General features: G+C 29.7%; 31 protein-coding genes and 5 tRNA genes. 31 read left to right on the top strand and 5 right to left on the bottom strand.

Translation table 11 applies throughout. The features are described 5' to 3' along the window. From rplV to secY, 15 genes are all read left to right on the top strand, one after another. A complete protein-coding gene (gene rplV, locus CMOL_RS07640; RefSeq protein ID WP_239820280.1) occupies positions 1–423 on the top strand; it encodes a 50S ribosomal protein L22 in 423 nt (140 codons plus the stop codon). Further along, positions 423–1124, top strand: a complete 702-nt coding sequence (rpsC, locus tag CMOL_RS07635) for a 30S ribosomal protein S3 (protein WP_137623850.1) — start codon at positions 423–425, stop codon at positions 1122–1124. Before rplV ends, rpsC begins: the two co-directional genes overlap by 1 nt. Before the next feature lie 2 nt (positions 1125–1126). Next, a complete protein-coding gene (rplP, locus tag CMOL_RS07630; RefSeq protein WP_137623849.1) occupies positions 1127–1552 on the top strand; it encodes a 50S ribosomal protein L16 in 426 nt (141 codons plus the stop codon). After that, complete coding sequence (gene rpmC, locus CMOL_RS07625) at positions 1539–1724, top strand: 50S ribosomal protein L29 (protein WP_137623848.1); 186 nt, start codon at positions 1539–1541, stop codon at positions 1722–1724. Before rplP ends, rpmC begins: the two co-directional genes overlap by 14 nt. A 9-nt stretch (positions 1725–1733) precedes the next feature. After that, positions 1734–1985, top strand: coding sequence for a 30S ribosomal protein S17 (gene rpsQ / locus CMOL_RS07620; RefSeq protein WP_002779439.1), 252 nt, complete (start codon positions 1734–1736; stop codon positions 1983–1985). After that, positions 1985–2353, top strand: coding sequence for a 50S ribosomal protein L14 (gene rplN / locus CMOL_RS07615; RefSeq protein ID WP_137623847.1), 369 nt, complete (start codon positions 1985–1987; stop codon positions 2351–2353). The genes rpsQ and rplN overlap by 1 nt, the downstream gene beginning before the upstream one ends. Continuing rightward, the gene (gene rplX, locus CMOL_RS07610; protein ID WP_137623846.1) at positions 2353–2586 is read left to right on the top strand and encodes a 50S ribosomal protein L24; all 234 of its coding nucleotides are present in this window, start codon (positions 2353–2355) and stop codon (positions 2584–2586) included. Before rplN ends, rplX begins: the two co-directional genes overlap by 1 nt. A 3-nt stretch (positions 2587–2589) precedes the next feature. Further along, on the top strand, positions 2590–3144 hold the full coding sequence (gene rplE, locus CMOL_RS07605) for a 50S ribosomal protein L5 (RefSeq protein WP_137623845.1): 555 nt from the start codon (positions 2590–2592) through the stop codon (positions 3142–3144). Beyond that, complete coding sequence (locus CMOL_RS07600) at positions 3137–3322, top strand: type Z 30S ribosomal protein S14 (RefSeq protein ID WP_002779433.1); 186 nt, start codon at positions 3137–3139, stop codon at positions 3320–3322. The genes rplE and CMOL_RS07600 overlap by 8 nt, the downstream gene beginning before the upstream one ends. Positions 3323–3331: 9 nt before the next feature. Continuing rightward, positions 3332–3727 (top strand): 30S ribosomal protein S8, encoded by a 396-nt coding sequence (gene rpsH, locus CMOL_RS07595; protein ID WP_137623844.1) that lies wholly within the window; start codon positions 3332–3334, stop codon positions 3725–3727. Positions 3728–3804: 77 nt separating this feature from the next. Further along, complete coding sequence (gene rplF, locus CMOL_RS07590) at positions 3805–4341, top strand: 50S ribosomal protein L6 (RefSeq protein WP_239820279.1); 537 nt, start codon at positions 3805–3807, stop codon at positions 4339–4341. 12 nt (positions 4342–4353) lie between these two features. Further along, positions 4354–4710, top strand: a complete 357-nt coding sequence (gene rplR / locus CMOL_RS07585) for a 50S ribosomal protein L18 (protein ID WP_200282425.1) — start codon at positions 4354–4356, stop codon at positions 4708–4710. Positions 4711–4720: 10 nt separating this feature from the next. Further along, complete coding sequence (rpsE, locus tag CMOL_RS07580; protein ID WP_002779428.1) at positions 4721–5164, top strand: 30S ribosomal protein S5; 444 nt, start codon at positions 4721–4723, stop codon at positions 5162–5164. A gap of 3 nt (positions 5165–5167) precedes the next feature. Further along, positions 5168–5560 (top strand): 50S ribosomal protein L15, encoded by a 393-nt coding sequence (rplO, locus tag CMOL_RS07575; RefSeq protein WP_200282428.1) that lies wholly within the window; start codon positions 5168–5170, stop codon positions 5558–5560. Continuing rightward, positions 5560–6825: a preprotein translocase subunit SecY gene (secY, locus tag CMOL_RS07570; protein WP_200282431.1), complete on the top strand. Its 1266-nt coding sequence runs from the start codon at positions 5560–5562 to the stop codon at positions 6823–6825. Before rplO ends, secY begins: the two co-directional genes overlap by 1 nt. 529 nt (positions 6826–7354) lie before the next feature. Here secY and CMOL_RS07565 read toward each other — a convergent pair. Continuing rightward, positions 7355–8623 (bottom strand): MFS transporter, encoded by a 1269-nt coding sequence (locus tag CMOL_RS07565; protein WP_239820278.1) that lies wholly within the window; start codon positions 8621–8623, stop codon positions 7355–7357. A gap of 155 nt (positions 8624–8778) precedes the next feature. Between CMOL_RS07565 and topA the strand changes: the two genes are divergently transcribed. The 5 genes from topA (at position 8779) to CMOL_RS07540 (ending at position 14505) form a co-directional block, all read left to right on the top strand. Beyond that, complete coding sequence (topA, locus tag CMOL_RS07560; RefSeq protein WP_239820277.1) at positions 8779–10878, top strand: type I DNA topoisomerase; 2100 nt, start codon at positions 8779–8781, stop codon at positions 10876–10878. A 63-nt stretch (positions 10879–10941) separates the two neighbouring features. Further along, a complete protein-coding gene (locus tag CMOL_RS07555) occupies positions 10942–11778 on the top strand; it encodes a biotin synthase (protein ID WP_239820276.1) in 837 nt (278 codons plus the stop codon). Further along, positions 11759–12940, top strand: coding sequence for a cation:proton antiporter (locus CMOL_RS07550; RefSeq protein WP_239820275.1), 1182 nt, complete (start codon positions 11759–11761; stop codon positions 12938–12940). The genes CMOL_RS07555 and CMOL_RS07550 overlap by 20 nt, the downstream gene beginning before the upstream one ends. A gap of 36 nt (positions 12941–12976) precedes the next feature. Further along, positions 12977–13738 carry a 3'(2'),5'-bisphosphate nucleotidase CysQ gene (locus tag CMOL_RS07545; RefSeq protein WP_234284844.1) on the top strand — a complete coding sequence of 254 codons (762 nt, stop codon included), beginning with the start codon at positions 12977–12979 and terminating at the stop codon, positions 13736–13738. A gap of 17 nt (positions 13739–13755) precedes the next feature. Next, on the top strand, positions 13756–14505 hold the full coding sequence (locus tag CMOL_RS07540) for a hypothetical protein (protein WP_239820274.1): 750 nt from the start codon (positions 13756–13758) through the stop codon (positions 14503–14505). Positions 14506–14507: 2 nt separating this feature from the next. Here the strand turns inward: CMOL_RS07540 and CMOL_RS07535 are convergent, their stop codons facing one another. The 4 genes from CMOL_RS07535 to CMOL_RS07520 are packed head-to-tail and all read right to left on the bottom strand — an operon-like array spanning position 14508 to position 16633. Beyond that, positions 14508–14681, bottom strand: a complete 174-nt coding sequence (locus CMOL_RS07535; protein ID WP_200282449.1) for a hypothetical protein — start codon at positions 14679–14681, stop codon at positions 14508–14510. 36 nt (positions 14682–14717) lie between these two features. Continuing rightward, positions 14718–15494, bottom strand: a complete 777-nt coding sequence (locus CMOL_RS07530; RefSeq protein ID WP_239820273.1) for a UDP-N-acetylmuramate dehydrogenase — start codon at positions 15492–15494, stop codon at positions 14718–14720. After that, a complete protein-coding gene (gene fliQ, locus CMOL_RS07525; protein ID WP_200282455.1) occupies positions 15491–15760 on the bottom strand; it encodes a flagellar biosynthesis protein FliQ in 270 nt (89 codons plus the stop codon). The genes CMOL_RS07530 and fliQ overlap by 4 nt, the downstream gene beginning before the upstream one ends. 9 nt (positions 15761–15769) lie before the next feature. Further along, positions 15770–16633: a menaquinone biosynthesis family protein gene (locus tag CMOL_RS07520; RefSeq protein ID WP_200282457.1), complete on the bottom strand. Its 864-nt coding sequence runs from the start codon at positions 16631–16633 to the stop codon at positions 15770–15772. Between the two features lie 133 nt (positions 16634–16766). Between CMOL_RS07520 and recA the strand changes: the two genes are divergently transcribed. The 11 genes from recA (at position 16767) to CMOL_RS07465 (ending at position 22543) form a co-directional block, all read left to right on the top strand. Then, positions 16767–17795, top strand: coding sequence for a recombinase RecA (gene recA, locus CMOL_RS07515; protein WP_200282459.1), 1029 nt, complete (start codon positions 16767–16769; stop codon positions 17793–17795). 1 nt (position 17796) lies between these two features. Continuing rightward, a complete protein-coding gene (gene eno, locus CMOL_RS07510; protein WP_239820272.1) occupies positions 17797–19041 on the top strand; it encodes a phosphopyruvate hydratase in 1245 nt (414 codons plus the stop codon). A 65-nt stretch (positions 19042–19106) separates the two neighbouring features. Then, complete coding sequence (locus tag CMOL_RS07505; RefSeq protein WP_200282461.1) at positions 19107–19310, top strand: hypothetical protein; 204 nt, start codon at positions 19107–19109, stop codon at positions 19308–19310. Then, entirely contained in the window at positions 19300–19956 is a 657-nt protein-coding gene (cgpA, locus tag CMOL_RS07500) for an AMIN domain-containing protein (protein WP_239820271.1), read from the top strand. The genes CMOL_RS07505 and cgpA overlap by 11 nt, the downstream gene beginning before the upstream one ends. Further along, positions 19956–20795, top strand: a complete 840-nt coding sequence (locus CMOL_RS07495; RefSeq protein ID WP_200282469.1) for a DNA ligase — start codon at positions 19956–19958, stop codon at positions 20793–20795. Before cgpA ends, CMOL_RS07495 begins: the two co-directional genes overlap by 1 nt. Before the next feature lie 49 nt (positions 20796–20844). Then, a tRNA-Pro gene (locus CMOL_RS07490) sits at positions 20845–20922 on the top strand. A gap of 16 nt (positions 20923–20938) precedes the next feature. Further along, positions 20939–21015 (top strand) — tRNA-His (locus CMOL_RS07485). A 5-nt stretch (positions 21016–21020) separates the two neighbouring features. Next, positions 21021–21097, top strand: a tRNA-Arg gene (locus CMOL_RS07480). 9 nt (positions 21098–21106) lie between these two features. Then, a tRNA-Arg gene (locus CMOL_RS07475) sits at positions 21107–21183 on the top strand. Positions 21184–21187: 4 nt separating this feature from the next. Continuing rightward, positions 21188–21272 (top strand) — tRNA-Leu (locus CMOL_RS07470). Positions 21273–21463: 191 nt separating this feature from the next. Beyond that, complete coding sequence (locus CMOL_RS07465; protein WP_239820270.1) at positions 21464–22543, top strand: hypothetical protein; 1080 nt, start codon at positions 21464–21466, stop codon at positions 22541–22543. Positions 22544–23020 lie beyond the last annotated feature (477 nt).

The following is a 23020-nucleotide window of genomic DNA, read 5'->3' as shown; positions in this document are numbered from 1 at the left end:
ATGAGTAAAGCTTTAATTAAATTCATAAGATTATCTCCAACTAAAGCAAGACTTATTGCTAGAGAAGTTCAGGGGATGAATGCAGAACTTGCAATGGCTAGTTTAAAATTTATGCCAAATAAAGGAGCAAAGTATATTGCAAATGCAATTTCAAGTGCAGTAGCAAATGGTGGCTTTGAAGCAAATGAAGTGATTGTAAAAAGTTGTCGTGTGGATGCAGGTGCTGTCTTAAAAAGATTTAGACCACGTGCTAGAGGAAGTGCAAGTCGCATAAGAAAACCTACTTCGCATATTTTAGTTGAGGTGGCGAAAGTAGAAACAAAGATCGAAGAAAAAGCAGCTAAAAAAGCTTCTGAAAAAAAGGCGACTGCAACAGCTAAAAAAACAAGCACTAAAAAAGTAACAGCGAAAAAGGAAAGCTAATGGGACAAAAAGTAAATCCAATTGGTCTAAGACTAGGAATCAATAGAAATTGGGAGTCAAGATGGTTTCCAACTAAAGCTAATTTAGTAGAAAATATTGGCGAAGACTATAAAATAAGAGCTTTCTTAAAAAGAAAACTTTATTATGCAGGAATCAGTCAAATTTTAATTGAAAGAACTGCTAAAAAGCTTCGTGTAACTGTAGTTGCAGCAAGACCAGGTATTATTATTGGTAAAAAAGGTAGCGATGTTGATAATTTAAGAAAAGAATTACAAGATCTTATTGGAAAAGATGTCAATATCAATATTAAAGAAGAAAGAAGAGCGGGAGCTTCTGCGCAACTTGCAGCTGAAAGTGTAGCAACTCAGCTTGAAAAAAGAATTGCTTTTAGAAGAGCAATGAAAAAAGTAATTCAGGGAGCACAAAAAGCGGGTGCTAAAGGAATTAAAGTTTCAGTTTCTGGTCGTTTGGGTGGTGCTGAAATGGCAAGAACAGAATGGTATCTTGAAGGGCGTGTACCACTTCATACTTTAAGAGCAAAAATTGATTATGGTTTTGCTGAAGCTAGAACGACTTATGGTAACATAGGTGTTAAAGTTTGGATTTTTAAAGGTGAAGTATTGCAAAAAGGTTTGCAGGCTGAAAAAACCGAAGAAAATGCTCCAGCTAAAAAACCAAGACGCACAAGAAGGAGTAAGTAATCATGTTAATGCCAAAAAGAACAAAATATCGTAAAATGATGAAAGGGCGTAACAGAGGTTATGCTAATCGTGGAACTGAATTTACTTTTGGCGAATTTGCTTTAAAAGCAACTGAAGCTGGAAGAATTAATTCACGTCAAATTGAAGCGGCTCGTATCGCTTTAACTCGTTTTGTTAAAAGACAAGGTAAGACTTGGATCAGAGTTTTTCCTGATAAACCTTTAACTAAAAAACCTTTAGAAACTCGTATGGGTAAGGGTAAAGGTGCTGTTGAAGAATGGGTAATGAATATCAAACCAGGTCGTATTATATATGAAATGGCAGGAGTAAGTGAAGAAATGGCTAAAGAAGCATTAACTTTAGCAATGCATAAATTACCATTTAAAACTAAGTTTGTTACAAGAGAGAGCCAAAATGAAATATACTGAGATTAAAGATAAAACAGCAGCTGAGCTTGCAACAATGCTAAAAGAAAAAAAGGTGCTTTTATTCACTTTAAAACAAAAGCTAAAAACAATGCAACTAACTAATCCTAAAGAAGTTAGTGAAGTTAAAAAAGATATTGCTAGAATAAATACAGCAATTAACGCTTTAAAATAAGGATAAAAAATGGCATTTAAAAGAGAAATTCAAGGCGTTGTTGTAAAAATTGCTGGAGAAAAAACAGCAAGTATTTTGGTTGAAAGAAAAGTTGTTCATCCAAGATATAGAAAAATCGTAAAACGCTTTAAAAAATATCTAATTCATGATGAAAGAAATGAAGTTAAAGTTGGTGATACTGTTGTTGCTGTAGAATGCAGACCACTTTCTAAAAGAAAATCATTTCGCTTAAAATCTGTATTAGCAACAGGAGTTGAGTAATGATTCAAAGTTTTACAAGACTTGCAGTAGCTGATAACAGCGGTGCAAAAGAACTTATGTGTATTAAGGTTTTAGGAGGTAGTAAAAGAAGATATGCTACTGTTGGTGATGTTATTGTTGCATCTGTAAAAAAAGCTTTGCCAAATGGTAAAGTAAAAAAAGGTCAAGTTGTAAAAGCGGTTATTGTTAGAACTAAAAAAGAAATTCATAGAGATAATGGTTCTTTAATTCGTTTTGATGAAAATGCTGCAGTAATTCTTGATAATAAAAGAGAACCTATAGGAACTCGTATTTTTGGACCAATAGGTAGAGAAGTTAGATATGGTGGCTTTATGAAAATTGTTTCACTAGCACCGGAGGTATTATAATGGCGGTTAAATTAAAAATAAAAAAAGGTGATAATGTAAAAATTATCACAGGAGATGATAAAGGTAAGACTGGTAAAGTTTTAGCTGTATATCCAAAAACTCTTAAAGTAGTAGTTGAGGGATGTAAAATTGCTAAAAAAGCGATTAAGCCTAGTGATAAAAATCCAAATGGTGGATTTATTAATAAAGAAATGCCAATGGATATTTCTAATGTGGCAAAAATTCAGGAGTAAGCAATGATGAGATTGAAAGAAAAATATAATCAAAGCATTAAGCCTGCATTGGTTAAAGAATTTGATATTAAAAATCCTATGCTTATTCCAGCAATTGAAAAAGTAGTTATCAGTGTAGGAGCTGGAGAGCTTGCCAAGGATCAAAAAGTATTGCAAAATATTGCCGACACAATTTCTTTAATTGCTGGGCAAAAAGCTGTTATTACTAAAGCAAAAAAATCTGTGGCTGGTTTTAAAGTTCGTGAAGGGTTTCCAGTTGGAGTTATGGTTACTTTAAGAAAAGACAATATGTATGCTTTTCTTGACAAATTAATCTCTATTGCTCTTCCAAGAGTAAAAGACTTTAGAGGTTTGAGTAGAGATGGCTTTGATGGACGCGGAAATTATAATTTTGGTCTTGATGAACAACTTATGTTTCCAGAAGTTGAGTATGATAAAATTTTAAGAACCCATGGTATGAATATTTCTATAGTTACAACAGCACAAAACGATAAGCAAGCGCAAAAACTATTAGAACTTATCGGTGTACCATTTGCAAAAGGAAGAAAAGATGGCTAAAAAATCAATGATTGCAAAAGCAGCACGTAAGCCTAAATTTAAAGTAAGGGGCTATACTAGATGCCAAATTTGTGGACGTCCGCATTCAGTTTATAGGGATTTTGGAATTTGCAGAGTTTGTTTAAGAAAAATGGGCAATGAAGGTTTAATTCCAGGTCTTAAAAAAGCAAGTTGGTAAGGAAATAAAATGATAAATGATATAATTTCAGACTCATTAACAAGAATTCGCAATGCGGGAATGAGAAAACTTGAAACAACTAAACTTTTACATTCTAAAGTTGTTGAAGCTTTAGTTGGAATTTTTCAAGCTAAAGGTTATATTGAAAGTTTTAATGTTATCGAAGAAGATAAAAAGAAATTTATCAATGTGATCTTAAAATATGATGAAAAAGGCAAAAGTGTTATTAATGAACTTAAAAGAGTTTCAAAGCCTGGTCGTCGTGTTTATAAAGGAAAAGATGAAATTAAACGTTTTAAAAATGGTTATGGTACTATTGTAGTAAGCACAAGCAAAGGTGTTTTGGCTAACGATGAAGCTTATAAAGCTGGAGTTGGCGGCGAAATTTTATGTACCATTTGGTAAAAATCTGCTTTTTATGGCATTGGGTATCCATTCTTTGCAAAAAGTAGAAATATCCTAGACAAATAAAAAGGAAAAATATGTCTCGTATAGGTAAACAACCAATAGTTATTCCTAGTGGAGTAGAGGTTAAATTAGAAGGAAATTTACTTAAATTTAAAAAAGGAAATTTAGTAAAAGAGCTTGATACAAAAGCTCATGTTAATGTTGAGATTAAAGATAATAATATTCTTTTTTCTCCAAAAGGTGAAGATAGACAAAGCAGAGCTTATTGGGGAACTTATAGAGCTTTAGCTTATAATATTGTAATAGGTTTGACTCAAGGTTTTTCAAAAACTCTTGAAATCAATGGAGTAGGTTACAAAGCTGCTTTAAAAGGAAAAATTTTAGAACTAAGTTTAGGTTTTTCACATCCTATTAATTATAATATTCCTGAAGGCATTGAAATTGTAGTTGATAAAAATAATGTAATTGTCAAAGGAAGCGATAAGCAAGTAGTAGGACAAGTTGCTGCTCAAATTCGTGAATTTAGACCACCTGAGCCATATAAAGGAAAAGGCGTTAAGTATTCAGATGAGCGTATTATCCGCAAAGCCGGTAAGACATCTAAGAAATAAGAGGACTAAAGAATGAGAGCAAATATATTAAAAAGAAAATTAACTTTAAGAATTAAAAGAAAAAAGAGAATCAGAGCAAAAATTTCTGGTTGTGAAAATTTTCCAAGAATCTCTGTATTTAAATCAAATAGAACTCTTTATATCCAAGCAATCGATGATGTTAAAGCTGTAACTTTGGCTGCAGCAGATGGACGCAAATTAGGTATTAAAGCAAATAAAGAAGGAGCTAAAAAAATTGCTGCTGAATTTGCGAAATTATTGAAGGCTAAAAAAATTGAGCAAGCTGTGTTTGACAGAAATGGTTATGTTTATCATGGGGTAATCGCAGTTTTAGCAGAATCTTTAAGAGAAAATGGTATTAGGCTATAAGGGGTAATTGATGGAAAAATATAATAGAGAAGAATTTGAAGAAGTCATTGTTGATATTGGTAGGGTTACTAAGGTAGTTAAAGGTGGTAGAAGATTTAGATTTACTGCTTTAGTGATTGTTGGTAATCGCAAAGGTTTAGTGGGTGTTGGTTATGGAAAAGCTAAAGAAGTTCCAGATGCTATTCGCAAAGCAGTCGATGATGCATTTAAAAATATTGTTGAAGTAAAAACTAAAGGTTCGACTATTGCTCATGATGTAGAAGTAAAATACAATGCAAGTAGAATTTTACTTAAACCAGCTAGCGAAGGTACAGGAGTTATTGCTGGTGGTTCTACACGTCCTATTGTAGAGCTTGCTGGTATTAAAGATATTTTAACTAAATCTTTAGGCTCAAATAATTCAGCTAATGTGGTTCGTGCTACCATTAAAGCTTTAACAATGTTAAAAGGATAAGTAATGAATTTAACAAAAGCAGCGGGTTCAACGCATAAAACTAAAAGAATTGGCCGCGGTCAAGGTTCTGGTATGGGTAAGACTGCTACCAGAGGAGGTAAGGGTCAAACTGCTAGAAAAGGTTATAATGAAAAAAGAGGTTTTGAAGGAGGTCAGCAACCACTTCAAAGAAGATTACCAAAAGTGGGTTTTACATCTAAAATTGAAAAGCCTTATATAATTAATGTTGAAAAAATTACAGCTATAAAAGATTTGGCTGAAATTACAATTGAAAATATTAAGAGTGTTCATAAGCTTTCAAAATCTGTAAAAAAAGTTAAACTTATCGGTGCTAGTGCTAAAAGCTTAGTATCAAAAATTAAAGACGAGAATATTAGCGTCACTGGAACAAAATAATGAATAGAGCATTGACGAATAAGATCTTAATCACTTTAGCTTTTCTATTTGCTTATAGGGTTCTGGCTTATATTCCAGTTCCTGGCGTCAATGCTGATGTGATTGCAGATTTTTTTAATCATAATCAAAATAATGCTTTAGGTTTATTTAATGTTTTTAGTGGTGGGGCAGCTCAACGTTTTTCTATTATTTCTTTAGGGATTATGCCTTACATCACTGCTTCTATTATAATGGAACTTTTCGCAGCAACTTTTCCAAGTATTGGAAAGATGAAAAAAGAACGTGATAGTATGCAAAAATATATGCAAATTATCCGCTATGCTACCATATTAATAACTTTAGCTCAAAGTATAGGTGTAGCTATAGGTTTGCAAAGCTTGCATGGCAAGGGTGGATCAAGTGCCATTATGATGGAAAATTTAAATATGTTTATTGCACTTTGCGCTATTTCAATGCTTGCAGGAACTATGCTTTTAATGTGGCTTGGTGAGCAAATTACTCAAAGAGGCATAGGAAATGGTATTTCTTTAATTATTTTTGCAGGTATTGTATCAGGAATTCCAAGAGCCATTTCAGGAACTATAGGGCAGGTTAATTCAGGAGAAATGAATTTCTTAACCGCTTTTGCTATTTTTGTTTTGATTTTAATTACAATAGGTGCTATTATTTATGTTGAACTTGGAGAACGTAGAATCCCTATTTCTTATTCTCGTAAAGTAGTAATGCAAAACCAAAATAAACGCATCATGAATTATATTCCAATTAAGATCAATCTTAGCGGAGTTATTCCTCCAATCTTTGCAAGTGCGATTTTAATGTTTCCAACAACCATTTTACAAACTAGCACAAATCCTTATATACAAGCTGTCAATGATTTTTTAAATCCTAATGGATATATATTTCACATTTTAACCTTTATCTTTGTGATTTTCTTTGCTTACTTTTATGCTTCTATAGCATTTAATGCTAAGGATATTGCAGACAATCTTAAAAAACAAGGCGGTTTTATCCCAGGAATTCGTCCAGGAGAAGGAACTTCAAATTATTTAAATGAAATTGCTTCTCGTTTAACTTTATCTGGCTCTATTTATTTGGGAATCATAGCAACTTTACCTTGGGTTTTGGTAAAATTTATGGGAGTACCTTTTCAATTTGGTGGCACTTCTGTGCTTATTGTGGTACAAGTTGCACTTGATACAATGAGAAAAATTGAAGCTCAAATTTATATGAATAAGTATCAGACTTTAAGTGCGGTAGGTTTGTAAAATAATAATAATACAAAAAATAAGCAAGGAAATCTAAAATTCCTTGCTGTCATTTTAAAAAAGTAATGTTATTATTTTTTAAATCAAAAATTTAGTTAGTTTAAAATTTAAGTCGATTTTCTTTAATACAGAAAGAAAAAGATATTAAAATTAAGGTTAAAATAGAGAGCAATAATTTTAAAACTTTAATTTGCGACATCTAAAGAATATTTCAAAACCTTATACATTTAAATTTTTTATAAAAATACATTTAATTTTTCAAGATAAATATCTAACTGTAAAAATTAATATATTTAAAGTAGCATGGCTTTGAAAAAAAATATATTGATAGAATTAAAGGATAAAAAATTAGAATAAATTTTTAAAGATATTATTCAAAATTTGCAAGATTTTAGAATTTCTAAAAAATCTATTTTTAAATTTAGACAAAATAAGATAAAGTAAATTTTCTTAGATAAATATGAAGTTAAGAAGTATTTTTTTTGGTATTCATGGCAGAAGTTGATAGTGTAAAAGCTAAGATTTATTCTTAATTAATCCTAGCTTTCTGTTTCAAAAATATAAATATTATACAAACTGTAAAAATTACAATAGCCCATATTAAAAAAGCATCAACTAATCCTATTTGTCTTACTAAGGGTTGAGATATAATAGGGCTTAAAAATTGTCCAAGAAAAATACAACTTGCTAAAATTCCATAAGCTCTAGCTCTTGCATCTTCTGGACATATAGAAAAAAGATAAGCAGTATTGTTAACAAGCATGATGCCCCCTCCAGTTCCTAATAGCGCTAAGGCTATTAAAACTGCTATAAAATTATGGACTAAAAACAATAACAAAAAGGAGCATCCTACTATAAATAACGTTAAAATATAAATTTTTTTAATACTTAAAAAACGCATAATATATTTATAACTGAGTGAAAAAACCCCATAACAAAGAGCAGAAACAGACATTGAAATTCCTATATATTTAGGATCTAAACCTAAGTGCCCTTCTATATAATAAGGAAGTTGTGTTGGAGAAATATAATATACAACCATGATAAAAAATCCTATAAAATAAATAGGAAGAAACTGCCAATAATTTGTCTTTGTTTCTACTTTAGTGTGATTGTAAAATTTAAAATGTGGCTCAAAAAGATAAAGTATAGCTATAAGAGTAATAAGTATCCCGAGTCCATAAACTAAAAAAGGATAACGCCATGAATAACTAGAAACAAAACCTGCAATAGAGATAAAAACAGCACCTCCGACTGCACAGAAAAAACCTTGCAAACTTAAGGCGTTTTCGCGTCGATTAAAACCACCATGGCTGTAATAATCTCCAAGCAGAGCTGAAGCTCCTGTCATGATAAAAGCTGTAGCCATCCCAAAAATAGCTCTAGAAAGCAAAATAGCATAAATATTATTAAGAAAAAATCCACTCACACCAGCTATAGTCCATATTATCATTGCAGGAAAAACAAATTTTAATTTGCCAAATTTATCCATCAAAATTCCCGCAAAAGGCGATAAGATAACGACGAAAATAGCAGGCATAGTTAAAACTAATCTTACTAAGATATCAAGGTGGGCTAAAGTAAAACTTGTTGAGCTTGTAGCACCTGCTTGAATTAAAAGATTTTCAAAATGTTTGCTTATGGCTGGCAATGCTGAAGAAATAACTACGCTACCTAACATAGTCATAGCTGCCATAGAAAATACTGCGATTTTAAAGGTAGATTTTTCAGTAATTTCAACTATTTTTTTATCTAATTTTGTATCATTGGGGTGAAATTGATAATGTTTTTTTTGCATTTTAAAGCCTTTTTTAATTTATTATACTCCAAATTAATTATATGTTTCTATTTTTGGCAATTTATAAGTAAATTTTTAAATTTTTTTAGCTAAATTCAGCTTTTGTTTATTAAGATAATGAAATGTTTTTAAAATCAGCATTTGAGGTTTAGCTCATGAAAAAAAATTTAATTATAGTAGAATCTCCCGCTAAGGCTAAAACTATAGGTAATTTTTTAGGAAAAAATTATGAAGTTATAGCTTCTAAAGGACATATAAGGGATCTACCTAAAACAAGTTTTGGTATAAAAATAGAAAATGACGAATTTATACCAGAATACAGAATAACAAGTGATCACAGTAGTTTAGTTAAAGAGCTTAAAGAAAAAGCAAAAAATGCTGCACAAATTTATCTTGCAACAGATGAAGATAGAGAAGGTGAGGCTATAGCATATCATATTGCAAAAGCTATAGGAAAAGATGAAAATATTTTGCCTCGTATCGTATTTCATGAGATTACTAAAAGTGCTATTGAAGATGCTTTAAAAAACCCAAGAAAACTTAATATGCATTCGGTTAATGCTCAGCAAACAAGACGTTTATTGGATCGTATAGTGGGCTATAAATTAAGTCCTTTATTGGGGCAAAAAATTCAAAGAGGTTTGAGTGCTGGACGAGTTCAAAGCGCTGCTTTGAAAATTATAGTTGATAGAGAAAAGGAAATTCGTGCTTTTGTGCCTTTGGAATATTTTAGCATTGATATGATTTTTAATTCTGATTTGGATGCTGAGTTAGTTGAATTTGATAAAATAAAAATTGAAAAGCTTACTATTACCAATAAAGATCGTGCAAAATTAATTCTTGAAGCTTGTAAAAATGATATTTATACGATAGAAAATATAGAGAGCAAGGAAAGAAAAATTGCTCCACCTCCTCCATTTATGACTTCAACTTTGCAACAAAGTGCAAGCAATCGTTTGGGGTTTAACCCTAAAAAAACAATGATCCTAGCTCAAAAGCTTTATGAAGGGGTTAATACTCATCAAGGTATGATGGGTGTGATTACCTATATGAGAACTGATAGTTTGAATTTGGCCAAAGAAGCGGTAGATAAGGTAAGAAAATTAATCCAAAAAGATTTTGGAAAAGATTATTTGCCTAGTAAGGCTAATATTTATGTAACAAAAGCTAAGGGTGCGCAAGAAGCACACGAGGCTATCCGTCCTACAAATTTGGATTTTACACCACAAATTGCAGCTAATTTTTTAGATAAAGATGAATTAAAGCTTTATACACTTATTTATAATCGTTTTTTAGCTTGTCAAATGAATCCTGCTATTTCTCAAACACAAAATGTCTTTGTAAAAAATGATAGAGCTTTATTTAAAATAAGCGGTAGAAAAATTCTTTTTGATGGATATTATAAAGTTTATGGGGATATGGATAAGGATAAAATTTTACCTAATCTTCAAAAAGGTGAGAAGTTAAAAATTCAAAAACTAGAAATGAATTCACATTTTACTGAACCACCTTCAAGATATTCTGAAGCAGGGCTTGTGAAAAAATTGGAAAGCTTAGGTATAGGCCGTCCATCAACTTATGCTCCAACTATTTCTATACTGACAAGCCGTGATTATGTCAAAATTGATAAAAAACAGCTTATCCCTAGCGATATTGCTTTTAATGTAACTGAAGTGCTTGAAAAAAATTTTAGTGATATTGTGGATAGCAAATTTACTTCAAATCTTGAAAATACTTTAGATGATATTGCTGAAGATAAAGCAGATTGGCAAAATATCTTAAAAGGATTTTATTATCCTTTTATGAAAAAAATTGAAGAGGGAAAAACAAAAATTGCAAGTCAAAAAACAGTGACAAAATTAGGCGAATCTTGTCCTGATTGCGGAGGAGAATTAGCTATAAGAAAAGGGCGTTTTGGTGAATTTGTGGCTTGTTTAAATTTCCCAAAATGTAAATATTCTAGAAATTTAAAAAATGAAAATAAAACAAATGATGAAAATATCACTACAAAAAAAATCAATAGTATAGGCATAATCTGTCCTAGCTGTCAAAAAGGTGAAATTGTAGAACGTTTTTCTAAGCGTGGAAAATTTTATGGTTGTAGTGCTTATCCAAAATGTAATTTTATTTCAAAATATAAACCAAGCGATGAAAAATGTGAAGAGTGTGGTGAAAATTTGGTAATTAAAGAATTAAAAAAAGGTACTTTTTTAGAATGTCTTAAATGCAAGATAAAAAAAGAAATAAAAGAATAAAAGAAATTTGTTTAAGTCTTTTTTTGCTAGAATGCAAGTTTTAATTGTTAGATAGGAGAAACGATGCAAATCATGCTTTGTGCTATTTCTAATATAGCAAGCGGAAATTGCTCAGAAGATTGCAAATATTGCACTCAAAGTGCTTATGTAAAAACAGATATTCAAAAATATAGACGTAAAGAAATTTCTCAAATTGTCTTAGAGGCTAAAATTGCTAAGAAAAACGAGGCTTTAGGATTTTGTTTGGTTACCGCTGGACTTGGTCTTGATGATGAAAAGTTAGAATATGTTTGCGAAGCTGCGAAGGCAGTTAAAAAAGAAGTTCCTGATTTATTGTTAATAGCTTGTAATGGTATGGCTAGCGTTGAACAACTTAAAGAGTTAAAAAAAACAGGAATTTTTTCTTATAATCACAATCTTGAAACTTCTAAAGAATTTTTCCCTCAAATTTGCACCACGCATACTTGGGAAAGCCGCTTTCAAACTAATCTTAATGCTAAAGAAGCAGGACTTATGCTTTGTTGTGGTGGAATTTATGGTATGGGTGAAAGTTTTGAAGATAGGATAAGTTTAAGAAAATCTTTACAAGAATTACAGCCTTTCTCAAGTCCGATTAATTTTTTTATTGCTAATGATAATTTAAATTTAAAAGTTCCTAAATTAGATGCTGATGAAGCTTTAAGAATTATTAGTGATACTAAAGAAGCTTTACCTCAAACTGTAATTATGGTTGCAGGTGGAAGAGAGGTTGTTTTAGGTCAAAGACAATATGAAATTTTTAAAGCAGGTGCAGGTGCTATTGTTATAGGTGATTATCTTACAACAAAAGGAGAAGAACCAAGTCGTGATATAGTCGAGTTGAAAAAGATGGGATTTACATTTGCATCAGAATGTCATTAATACACAAGGTTTAATCGATTTAAAAATTCTTATAGTTATAGCGCTTTGTTTATTATTTTCTCCACATATTGCTAAAATTCTACGTTTGCCAATTTCAGCTACTGAAATTATTTTAGGATCTATTGTAGCTTATTTTGGTTTTATTGGTAAGAGTGAGAATTTTTCTATTTTAGCTAATGTGGGTTTTTATTATCTGATGTTTATTGCGGGTATGGAAATTAATTTAAGAACTTTTTTTAGTCTCGATAAAGAAATTATTAAAAAAAGTTTTTTATATATTATTTTGCTCTATATTTTATCTTTGGTGATTGTGTGGATTTTTAAACTTGCTTTTGTTTTTGTTTTGATTATCCCTGTTATGAGTGTAGGACTTTTATCCTTGCTTTATAAAGATTTTGGAAAGGAATGCCATTGGCTAAATATAGCAATGATAGTTGCAACTTTAGCTGAGGTTATTTCTATAGTCTTTTTAACAATAGCGGGGGCATTTTTGCAAGAACAAACAAAAATTGTTGATGTAGTACAAAGTATTTTATATCTCGGTATTTTTTTAAGCCTTTGTTTTTTGATTTTTAAATTTCTTGGCGTTCTTTTTTGGTGGTATCCTCAATTTAAAATTGTTCTAATGCCTTGGGAAGATAAAAATGAAAAAGATATTAGGTTTTGTATGGCAATTTTTATTTTAATTATTGTAGCTATGATTATCACAAAACTTGAAATCGTTTTAGGATCTTTTATAGCAGGATCTTTTATAGCAACTTTTTTAGGTCATAAAAAAGATTTAGAATATAAAATTTCGACTTTTGGTTATGGTTTTTTAATTCCAATTTTTTTTATTTATACAGGTTCAACTTTTAATTTATCAATGATTTTAAATTATCATATTGTATTAAAAGCTATTTTATTAATGTTAGTGATGATAGGATTAAGAATTTTATGTGCCAGTGTTTTTATAAAAATAATTGGTTTTAGAAATATAATTTTATTTGGACTGGGTCATTCTATGCCTTTAACATTACTAATTGCAACAGCCACTCTTGGATATTCTGCAAAAGTGCTTGATCAAGAAATTTATTCAGCGCTTATATTAACGGCTTTATTTGAGGCGATTTTGGTGATGAGTGTGATTAAATATATCTCAAATATTAAAAATAATTTTTGATATTTAGATTTGTAAAATTTGAAATTAAGGAAAATAATGCGCTTGGATTATTGGTTAGAACTTGCTATTGAGGCTGCAAATAAGGCTTCTAAGGCTATTATGCAAGAGCGAAAAAATTTAAAAGATTGGAAAAAGCAAGATGGCTCAGTTTTAACTTCAGCTGATTTAGCATCTGATCAAATTTTAAATGATATTTTAGGAAAAACAGATATAAAAGTTTTATCTGAAGAAAAAATTTTAAGTCAAAAAGAAAGTGAAAATTTACAAACTTTTTGGCTGATTGATCCACTTGATGGAACAAGTGGATTTTTAAAAGGTTCGGATGAATTTTGCATCATGATTTCTTTGATTCATGAGAATCGACCTATTTTATCGCTTATTAAAAGTCCATCAACTGAAGATATTTATTATGGACATAAAAAAAGCAAAGTTTATAAAAATAACCAGTATTTAAATATAGATGAAAAACAGTTTAAGAATAATCAATTTAAAGCTTTATTAAGTGTCAATCATTTAAGCAAAATTGATTTAGAATTTGCACAAAAATATAAATTAGAAGCTATTAATATTGGCTCTGGACTTAAATTTTGTGCTATTTTAGAGGGTAGAGCAGGAATTTATAGACGTCTTGAGAGATTAAATATTTGGGATATAGCAGCTGGAGATTTTTTAGTCAATTTAAATGGTGGTTTTATGGGGATGTTGGATAAAAATTTAATTTCTTATAGTCCTTTGGAGCATAGATCGCAATTTTTCATATGTGTTTCTAAAAAAAACTTTTTAAAAGATTTTTTATAATTATTAAAGGATAATTAATGAAATTATTGTTTGTTTTATTTATAAGTTTGTTTTTAAATTCGAATCTTTTTGCCAGTAATTTATCGCAAAAAAAGATTATTAAATTAAAGCCAAGTGAAGATAATTTCGAATTGATAGATCTTGGACAAAATGTAATTAATTCTAATTTAGATGATCAAAAAGCAGTTTTTGATAGCTCAAGTTTGATTGAAAAAAAGCCTATTTTAGTTAAAGATAAAGACAAGGATTTTGCTATTGTTTTAAGCTTTAGAAAAAATTTTGGATATTTATCTGATGGGGTTAGTGTTGATGCTAAAGAGTTTTCAACTTTATTTTCTAAAAGATTGATTAATGATTTAAAATTAAATTTTGCAAATTCTATAGCAAATAATTTATATCAAAATTCTAAAATTTTATCAAGATTTAGCCCTAAAGATGCTAAAATGATAAATGTTAGCCCTTTTTTGATGCATGAAAAAAATAAAATTTATACCAAATCAATAGATTATCTTATCGTGATTAATTTGGATGATTTTTATGTAATTACTACGAATTATTTCATAACCCTAACTAAAGATGCTGTTGCTAAAATCAATTTCAAGATTATTTCTTTAGATAACGGTAAAATTCTTAAAGCAAAAAATGTAAAATTAAATTTTGCCCTTAATGTTAAAAATTTAAGCAAAAATTATCAAAATGTCATAGATGAAATGCCTAAAATGCTATCAGAAGTTATCGATAAAGAAGTAAAAACATTGATGCATTAATTTTATGCATTAATGTTTTTAATTTTTTCTTGTAATTCTTCAATGCTTAAAAATTCTTCTCTTAATTCTTTTGCTATTTCATGTGCACTTATAGGATCAAGTTGAGATAGAATTTTTCTAAGTTCATCTTTGATTTGCCATTTATTCATTTCTTCTAAATTGATATAAATTTGCATATTTTTTCCTGTATTTTGAATTAATAAGAATAAAAATTAAATAATAATGACTTCATTTTCTAACATGATTCCAAATTCTTCAAAAACTTTTTTTCTTGCAAGTTCAATCAAAAAGATCGCATCTTCATAACTTGCATGTTTTTTATTGATGAGAAAATTAGCGTGTTTATCGCTTAGCATTGCATCACCTTTGCTAAAACCCTTTAAGCCAACAGCCTCAATTAAACGTCCAGCAAAATCTCCTTGAGGGTTTTTAAAAATGGAGCCAAAACTTGCTCCACTAGGTTGATTGTTTCTAGCATTTTTTAAAGTTTTATCTTTTACGTGATCAAAGCCAAATTCTAATTTAAATTCTGCCCAAAAAAAAGGCATTTTTAAAGGACAAAATCTATAATCAAAATCGATATTTTCACGCAAAATTTCGCCTTTTGAAGTAGCGATTTTGATTAAATTTTGACTGATGCATTCTCCTTTAAGCCCCGCATTCATTTTCAAAAGTCCTCCTAAGGTGCCAGGAATTTTACTAAGGTATTCAAAGCCACAAAGATTATTTTGTTTGGCAAAATTATATATTTTTCTAGAATTAGTTCTGCACCCTATGCGAAGATGCAAAAAATCTAATTTTTGATCTAGAATTTCAATAAAATCAAATTTTTCACCTAAAATTCCTATATTTTTTGGCTTAGGGCTCATGAGTAAATTATTAGCCCCTCCTATTAAAAAACCTTCAAAATCACTGATTTGATCTAAAATTTGAACTTCAAATTCATCGCCTATGCGAACAGATGAATATTTTTTAAAATCAATAATCATTTAATAAAAGTTGGAATTTGATTGAGGATATTTCGCGTAAAATCAATCATCGTAGTTGTCATCCAAGGCATTAAGAAGATGATTACAATGACTACTAAAATAATTTTAGGCACAAAAGAAAGTGTCATTTCATTGATTTGTGTTGTTGCTTGAAATATACTGATAATCAAACCCGCGATCAAACCTGCTAAAAGCATAGGTAAAGATAGCAAAAGTGTGATTTTAAAAGTTTGGACCCCTAATCCAACTAAAGTACCTTCATCCATGTTTTCTCCTTAAGAATTTCTTGCTTGTTTATATTCGCTAGGTATAAGATAATCATTTACATTTATAATTTTATCATAGAATTTGTAATCATAACCCAATCTAAACAATGTATCAATAGCTTTAAATTGAATTTCATTCATACTAATAGAATTCTTATTTGCATAGAGATTAAGATAAGTATCAAGTTTTTCTTTATCCACGCGGATTAGATTTCTTTCTAGTAACATTGGAGCTATAATTTTGCGATTTGAATCGGCGATTTTTACGGCAAGAGTTAAATCTTTTTCAATTTCAATAGCATCATTTAAAGGCAAAGATCGACGCAAAGCCATTCCACCCAAAGGTAAAGGTAAATTTTCTCTAGCTAATTCCAGCCATATATCCCAAATTTCAGCCTCTACGCAAAGATTTTGATTAAAGTCTAAAATACTTTCATGAATTAATACCCCAGCATCCACTTCTCCACTTAAAACTGAATTTTCAATATCTAAAAAGTTTTTATAAATGATTTTAGCTTCGGGATATTTCATGCGAAAAATTAAGGCATTGGTTGTATTAGCGCCACTAAGGGCAACTTTGAAATTTCTTTTTAACCGGCTATTTTTTTTCTTAATTAGTTTAGGACCATAGCCTTGACCAAAACTTACTGCTGTGCGTAAAAGTGCGTATTCTTTGGCGATTAATGGATAAAGTCCAAAAGAAATAGCACTAGCATCAAATTCATTTTTTAGCGCAAATTCATTAAGAGTTTGTATATCTAAAGCAGTATTTTTATAATTAAAATGATTGCCTACCCAGCCAAAATGAATCGCCATAAACATAAATATATCATCAGCATCTGGAGAGTGTGCAACTGTTATCGTTTTTTTCATTTGTGTAGTTTAACCTTAAGTAATTTTTTTATTGAAATTATTTTATAAAATTTCATTTAAAAATTTATAAAAATAAAACATTATTTAATTTTATTTTGTAGAATTCTTAAATTAAAATTTTTTAAGGAATATAATGGACGATAATAAGAAAAAATCTTTAGATGCAGCCTTAAAAAGCCTTGATAAAGCTTTTGGAAAAGGGACAATTTTAAGGCTAGGAGATAAGGAAGTTGAACAAATTGATAGTATAAGTACTGGATCAGTTGGCTTAGATCTTGCTTTAGGTATAGGAGGCATACCTAAAGGAAGAATTATTGAAATTTATGGTCCTGAAAGTTCTGGTAAAACAACTCTTACTCTTCATATTATTGCAGAATGTCAAAAAGCGGGTGGAATTTGTGCTTTTATAGATGCAGAGCATGCGTTAGATGTTAAATATGCTAGAAATTTGGGCGTTGATACAGATAATCTTTATATTTCTCAACCTGATTTTGGCGAGCAAGCATTGGAAATTGTAGAAACAATAGCTAGAAGCGGTGCTATCGATCTTATTGTTGTTGATAGCGTAGCTGCTTTAACACCAAAAGCAGAAATTGAGGGTGATATGGGAGATCAGCATGTAGGTCTTCAAGCAAGATTGATGTCGCAAGCCTTAAGAAAACTTACTGGTATTGTGCATAAGATGAATACAACGGTTATTTTTATTAATCAAATTCGTATGAAAATAGGTGCTATGGGTTATGGAACTCCAGAAACGACAACTGGAGGGAATGCACTTAAATTTTATGCCTCTGTGCGTTTAGATGTTAGAAAAGTAGCAAGTTTAAAGCAAAGTGAAGAGGTTATAGGCAATCGCGTGAAAGTAAAAGTGGTTAAAAATAAAGTCGCTCCTCCATTTAGACAAGCTGAATTTGATGTGATGTTTGGAGAGGGCTTGAGTCGTGAAGGTGAATTGATTGATTATGGTGTTAAACTTGATATTGTAGATAAAAGTGGTGCTTGGTTTTCTTATAAAGATAAAAAATTGGGACAAGGTAGAGAAAATTCAAAAGCATTTTTAAAAGAAAATCCTGAAGTAGCTGAGGAAATTACTAAAGAAATTCAAAATTCCATAGGTGTTGAAGGTATGATCAGCGCCTCTGAAAACGATGAAGAGGATTAAGATGCTATTGATTGAAGATGTAAGAGCCTTTGAGGTTTTAGATAGTAGGGGTAATCCTACTCTTAAAACAGAAATAATGTTAAATGATGGGAGTATTGGATCTGCTATAGTTCCAAGTGGTGCAAGCACTGGTTCAAAAGAGGCTTTAGAATTACGCGATAATGATGAAAGATTTTTTGGAAAAGGTGTTTTAAATGCTATCTCAAATGTCAATGAAATTATCGCTGAGAATATTATAGGGCTTGATGCGTATAATCAAACTCAACTTGATGAGGTATTAAAAGAGCTTGATGGGACTAATAATTATTCTAAAATTGGAGCCAATGCGACTTTAGGTGTTTCTATGGCCTTAGCACGTGCTGCTGCTAATTCTTTAAATATCCCCCTCTATCGTTATTTGGGTGGAGTTAATGCAAGTATTTTACCTATTCCGATGTGTAATATTATTAATGGGGGAGCCCATGCAAACAACAATATAGATTTTCAAGAATTTATGATTATGCCTTTTGGTTTTTCAAGTTTTAAAGAGGCTTTGAGATCAGTTTGTGAAATTTATGCTAATTTGAAAAAAGAATTAGAAAGTCTTGGACATTCTACAGCTTTGGGAGATGAGGGCGGTTTTGCCCCTAATTTATCTAGTAATGAAGAAGCATTAGAACTTTTAATGACATGTATTAAAAAAACCGGATATGAAAAAAATATTAAATTAGCTTTAGATGTAGCAAGTACTGAATTTTTTAAAGATGGTAAATATCATATAGAAGGTAGGGCTCTTTCTAGCGATGATTTGATTGAAAAATATATTGAACTTTGTTCAAAATATCCTATTTTTAGTATTGAAGATGGTTTAGCTGAAAATGACTTTGATGGATGGATTAAGCTTACTCAGAAATTAGGAGATAAAATTCAGCTCGTTGGAGATGACTTATTTGTCACCAATGAAGATATTTTACGAGAGGGTATTATTAAAAAAATAGCTAATGCTGTTTTAATAAAGCCAAATCAAATTGGAACTATTACTCAAACAATGAAAACTGTGCGTTTAGCTCAAAGAAATAATTATAAATGTATCATGTCTCATAGAAGTGGGGAAAGCGAAGATACTTTTATTGCTGATTTTGCTGTTGCTTTAAATACAGGACAGATTAAAACTGGTGCTTTGGCACGTGGGGAAAGAACTGCAAAGTATAATCGTTTGCTTGAGATAGAGTTAGATAATGATGAATATTTAGGAGAGAAACTCTGAGTGATTTATTAAAAGAATATGATGAAAGCACTAAGAAAAAAGGCTTTTATGTTCATATTGTAAAAATGTTTTGTTGGGCTTTAATAGTTGTTGTTGGAGCGATTTATTTTGGAAATATGCTTTTTGGACAATATTCCTTAGATACTTTACTTTCCTTAGAGGCCACCAAAGAAGATTTAACTAAGCAGATATCTTTACTTAAAAAGCAAAATGCTAAAGCCCAAAAAGATTATTTTGAATTAAAAGGATTGTATCCAAATGAAAACTAGAATTTTGACAATATTTTTAATTTTTACATCTTTTTTGAATGCTGATGAAAATCCCTTTAAAGTAGAAACAAAAGAAAAAATGATTGTACCACAAGAATTTCAAGAAAGAACTTTTAGATTTAATTCTGATGCAAGAATTTTAAAAGGCATTACCTTTCACTATATTAAAGCAGATGGCAGTGAAGATAAATTAAATGTTGATATTAATAAAAGTATCAATTGGCATGATGCTTATGTTTTAACACATTCTAAAACTCCAGAGCCTTCAAAAATTTTAGATGTTTCTGTTACTATACCGCAAAATACTAGTCAAGAAACAAATAAAACAACAGAAGTCGATATTCCTTTGCAAATTGCTAAAATTTATGATTTTATATCTTATACTGTTTATAAAAATAAGATTAAATTAAATACTCAAGATGACCTTATCAGTGATTTTTCGGTAGGCAATCCTAGTAAGATTATTATTGATTTTAAATCCACATCAATTTATCCGACTAAAAATATACGTCTTAAAAATTCTATATTTAAACGTATAGATTTTGGATCTCACAAAGGATATTATAGACTCGTGATTTATCTTGATGGTGTGTATAATTATAATATACAAAAAGATTCTACAGGATATATGGTTCATTTATCTTGATTAAAATTTTCTTTTTATTTTGCTTCTATTCTTTGTCTTTTGCTGATGAAATCTTGCTTTTAACCCAATTTAACAAGCAAGATTTTCAAAATAAAAATTTGCATGAATATGTAATGAGTGAAAAGCTTGACGGTGTTCGTGGAATTTGGAATGGAAAAACCTTAAAAACTCGAAAGGATCAAATCATAACACCACCTTCTTTTTTTATGAAAAATTTTCCTTCCTTTGTTCTTGATGGAGAACTTTGGATGGGTAGAAATAATTTTGATTCAATTTCTTCTCTCATAAGAACAACACATATAGATATAAATTTATGGAAAAAAGTGAGCTATAATGTTTTTGATGTACCTAATGCTTGTGAAGAATTTAATCTTAATCCTTGCAGTCTTGAAAATAGACTTCAAGTTTTAGAAAAATACTTACAAGAAAATTCTAATCCATATATAAAAATCATTCCACAAATTCCCATTAAAAATGAAAAACATTTAAATGATTTTTATGAAAATATTGTAAAAAATAAAGGCGAAGGTGTGGTTATACGCAAAAATTTAGGTTCTTATGAAAGAGGTAGAAGCAAACAAGCTTTGAAATTAAAACCCTATAATGATGCAGAATGTCAAGTGATTGGCTATACAAAGGGCAAGGGTAAATTTGAAAATCAAATCGGTGCTTTAATATGCAAAACAATAGATAATAAAATCATCAAAATAGGTAGTGGATTAAAAGATAAAGATAGAAAAAATCCACCTTCCATAGGAGCTATTATTACCTATAAATTTAGCGGATTTACTAAGAATTCACTTCCACGCTTTCCAGTTTTTTTACGCATTAGAGAATAAATTTCTTGACTTATGATTTCTTTTTTGATAGAATACTAGTTTTTAAATTCGGGGTGTAGCGCAGTCTGGTTAGCGCACTTGGTTTGGGACCAAGGGGCCGAAGGTTCGAATCCTTTCACCCCGACCATTTTAATTATAAAATGGTGAGTGTAGCTCAGTCGGTTAGAGCATCAGATTGTGGTCCTGAGGGTCGTGGGTTCGATTCCCATCACTCACCCCATCAGAGCGCCCGTAGCTCAACTGGATAGAGCGACAGACTTCGGATCTGTAGGTTATGGGTTCGATTCCTATCGGGCGTACCAACCTTTTATGCGTTCATAGCTCAGCTGGATAGAGCAACGGCCTTCTAAGCCGTAGGTCAGAGGTTCGAATCCTCTTGAGCGTACCACTTTGCGGATGTGGTGAAATTGGCAGACACGCCAGACTTAGGATCTGGTGCAGCAATGCGTGAAGGTTCAAGTCCTTTCATCCGCACCACTTCATTTTTCTCGTTTTTAAAATCATTTATAAATTAAAGCGATAATAAATTTAACTAGAGACTTTAAAAAATATACTTATTTAATTTATTACAAAGTAAAAAACAATAAATATATGCTAAAATACACATCAAATAAATAATGTTAATTTATAAAAAGTAAGTGATATAAACATACAAAAAAGGAAAAACTATGAAAAAAATACCTGTAAGCTTAAAAGATATATTTAATATAAAAAAAGAAGCATCACGTGAATATAATAGTTTTATATTATATTTAATAAGAATTTTATTTAATAATGATAGAGAAAGAACTCTTTCTGAGTATGATATAATATCTAGTACAACATTTATTAATTTTATAAATCCGAAGATACCTTCTATAGAATTGGATAATTATCAAGGAGTATCTTCAATACATGGATTTTATTACACTTTGAATTTTTTTAAAGTATTCAAATTAAACCATCCAGCTATTAAATTCTCCGAGTATATTTGGTATGATAGTATTTCATCGGATACTATGTTTATAAATGAATCTTATAATAATCTTATTAACACTAGAATTCCATATTTTAACCCAGATTATAACGGTTTGGATTATGTGGATATTAATAGAGGTGAATTTAATAAGTTAATAAATAAAACCCATAAATTAAAATTAATGCTAAAAAAATATGAAAATTTAAAATTAGATAATCATGTTAAAAATAATATAGAAACTATAATTTGTTTATTGTGTATTTATTGTAGTGAATTAGCAGATGATATTGAAGTATCTTCGTTAAATGATGATAGGATAGTGCTAAATGTAGCAGGATATTTTAGTATAGTTACTTTTAAATTTAATCTATTTAAACCAAGTTATATTAAGATCATAGGGCATTATGATATAAAAAAGGATATTAAAAATGATAAATTAAATATATATACACTGAATGATGAGTGTATAACACTATTTGGTTTTATCAAATTTATTACTTTGGTTAATTATATATATAAAATGAAAAAAGATATAATGGGATATATTGCAAAAAATAAAATAGATATCAACTCATTAGATACAAAAAATCCTAATATAATAAATGATACTAAGTTTGCAACTATTTATAAAATTATTTTAGATAAATATGTGAATAATTACAAGAAAGTTGTAGCTGAAAATAAATTGAGAATAGATAAAAATAGTTATTTTTATAAAAGGTTTATTAAAACTGCTGAAGATATTTCTATACTTCTTACATTAGATATTGTATCTAATATGAAAAAATAGTTTTATGATGTTAGTTTAATATTAATTTTATAGGCTTTATTTTCTAAAGTATTTATTTTTCGTTGGTGGTTTTAGTAGCATTGCAAATTATTTCAGAAATAACATCCTTAGGATCATAGGTCTAGTAGTATTTTTTTACTTGATCATGTCATTTTTTTAAGTTTAGCTTCTGTATATCCTACAATACTTATGCCCTAAAATTAAAGGTAGCATTCTTTCTCTTTGATTTAAGATTGCAAAGAAAGCAAAAGATATCTTTGTGACAGATTATGTCATGAATTTTTACATGATCTTTCATACAATAATTATCAAAGTAGTAAAGATACTATTCTTTTAATTGCGGGTTTAATTTATTTAATTATGATAAGAATTTTTGGGAATTGTTTTATTATTTCTGAATTTTATACAAGTAAATATGGATTTAAATTTTTTTCAAATGATTTAGTGTTATTAAAACCATAATATGGTTGTTAAAAA

The organism is Campylobacter sp. RM10537, from assembly GCF_022369435.1.
GTDB lineage: Bacteria > Campylobacterota > Campylobacteria > Campylobacterales > Campylobacteraceae > Campylobacter_D > Campylobacter_D molothri.
This window is presented reverse-complemented; position numbering and strand designations above follow the sequence as displayed.

Excerpts from the sequence above, each read along its gene's own strand:
- rplV (WP_239820280.1), top strand. The coding sequence starts at position 1 with ATGAGTAAAGCTTTAATTAAATTCATAAGATTATCTCCAACTAAAGCA.
- rpsC (WP_137623850.1), top strand. The coding sequence starts at position 423 with ATGGGACAAAAAGTAAATCCAATTGGTCTAAGACTAGGAATCAATAGA.
- rplP (WP_137623849.1), top strand. The coding sequence starts at position 1,127 with ATGTTAATGCCAAAAAGAACAAAATATCGTAAAATGATGAAAGGGCGT.
- rpmC (WP_137623848.1), top strand. The coding sequence starts at position 1,539 with ATGAAATATACTGAGATTAAAGATAAAACAGCAGCTGAGCTTGCAACA.
- rpsQ (WP_002779439.1), top strand. The coding sequence starts at position 1,734 with ATGGCATTTAAAAGAGAAATTCAAGGCGTTGTTGTAAAAATTGCTGGA.
- rplN (WP_137623847.1), top strand. The coding sequence starts at position 1,985 with ATGATTCAAAGTTTTACAAGACTTGCAGTAGCTGATAACAGCGGTGCA.
- rplX (WP_137623846.1), top strand. The coding sequence starts at position 2,353 with ATGGCGGTTAAATTAAAAATAAAAAAAGGTGATAATGTAAAAATTATC.
- rplE (WP_137623845.1), top strand. The coding sequence starts at position 2,590 with ATGATGAGATTGAAAGAAAAATATAATCAAAGCATTAAGCCTGCATTG.
- CMOL_RS07600 (WP_002779433.1), top strand. The coding sequence starts at position 3,137 with ATGGCTAAAAAATCAATGATTGCAAAAGCAGCACGTAAGCCTAAATTT.
- rpsH (WP_137623844.1), top strand. The coding sequence starts at position 3,332 with ATGATAAATGATATAATTTCAGACTCATTAACAAGAATTCGCAATGCG.
- rplF (WP_239820279.1), top strand. The coding sequence starts at position 3,805 with ATGTCTCGTATAGGTAAACAACCAATAGTTATTCCTAGTGGAGTAGAG.
- rplR (WP_200282425.1), top strand. The coding sequence starts at position 4,354 with ATGAGAGCAAATATATTAAAAAGAAAATTAACTTTAAGAATTAAAAGA.
- rpsE (WP_002779428.1), top strand. The coding sequence starts at position 4,721 with ATGGAAAAATATAATAGAGAAGAATTTGAAGAAGTCATTGTTGATATT.
- rplO (WP_200282428.1), top strand. The coding sequence starts at position 5,168 with ATGAATTTAACAAAAGCAGCGGGTTCAACGCATAAAACTAAAAGAATT.
- secY (WP_200282431.1), top strand. The coding sequence starts at position 5,560 with ATGAATAGAGCATTGACGAATAAGATCTTAATCACTTTAGCTTTTCTA.
- CMOL_RS07565 (WP_239820278.1), bottom strand. The coding sequence starts at position 8,623 with ATGCAAAAAAAACATTATCAATTTCACCCCAATGATACAAAATTAGAT.
- topA (WP_239820277.1), top strand. The coding sequence starts at position 8,779 with ATGAAAAAAAATTTAATTATAGTAGAATCTCCCGCTAAGGCTAAAACT.
- CMOL_RS07555 (WP_239820276.1), top strand. The coding sequence starts at position 10,942 with ATGCAAATCATGCTTTGTGCTATTTCTAATATAGCAAGCGGAAATTGC.
- CMOL_RS07545 (WP_234284844.1), top strand. The coding sequence starts at position 12,977 with ATGCGCTTGGATTATTGGTTAGAACTTGCTATTGAGGCTGCAAATAAG.
- CMOL_RS07540 (WP_239820274.1), top strand. The coding sequence starts at position 13,756 with ATGAAATTATTGTTTGTTTTATTTATAAGTTTGTTTTTAAATTCGAAT.
- CMOL_RS07535 (WP_200282449.1), bottom strand. The coding sequence starts at position 14,681 with ATGCAAATTTATATCAATTTAGAAGAAATGAATAAATGGCAAATCAAA.
- CMOL_RS07530 (WP_239820273.1), bottom strand. The coding sequence starts at position 15,494 with ATGATTATTGATTTTAAAAAATATTCATCTGTTCGCATAGGCGATGAA.
- fliQ (WP_200282455.1), bottom strand. The coding sequence starts at position 15,760 with ATGGATGAAGGTACTTTAGTTGGATTAGGGGTCCAAACTTTTAAAATC.
- CMOL_RS07520 (WP_200282457.1), bottom strand. The coding sequence starts at position 16,633 with ATGAAAAAAACGATAACAGTTGCACACTCTCCAGATGCTGATGATATA.
- recA (WP_200282459.1), top strand. The coding sequence starts at position 16,767 with ATGGACGATAATAAGAAAAAATCTTTAGATGCAGCCTTAAAAAGCCTT.
- eno (WP_239820272.1), top strand. The coding sequence starts at position 17,797 with ATGCTATTGATTGAAGATGTAAGAGCCTTTGAGGTTTTAGATAGTAGG.
- CMOL_RS07505 (WP_200282461.1), top strand. The coding sequence starts at position 19,107 with ATGTTTTGTTGGGCTTTAATAGTTGTTGTTGGAGCGATTTATTTTGGA.
- cgpA (WP_239820271.1), top strand. The coding sequence starts at position 19,300 with ATGAAAACTAGAATTTTGACAATATTTTTAATTTTTACATCTTTTTTG.
- CMOL_RS07465 (WP_239820270.1), top strand. The coding sequence starts at position 21,464 with ATGAAAAAAATACCTGTAAGCTTAAAAGATATATTTAATATAAAAAAA.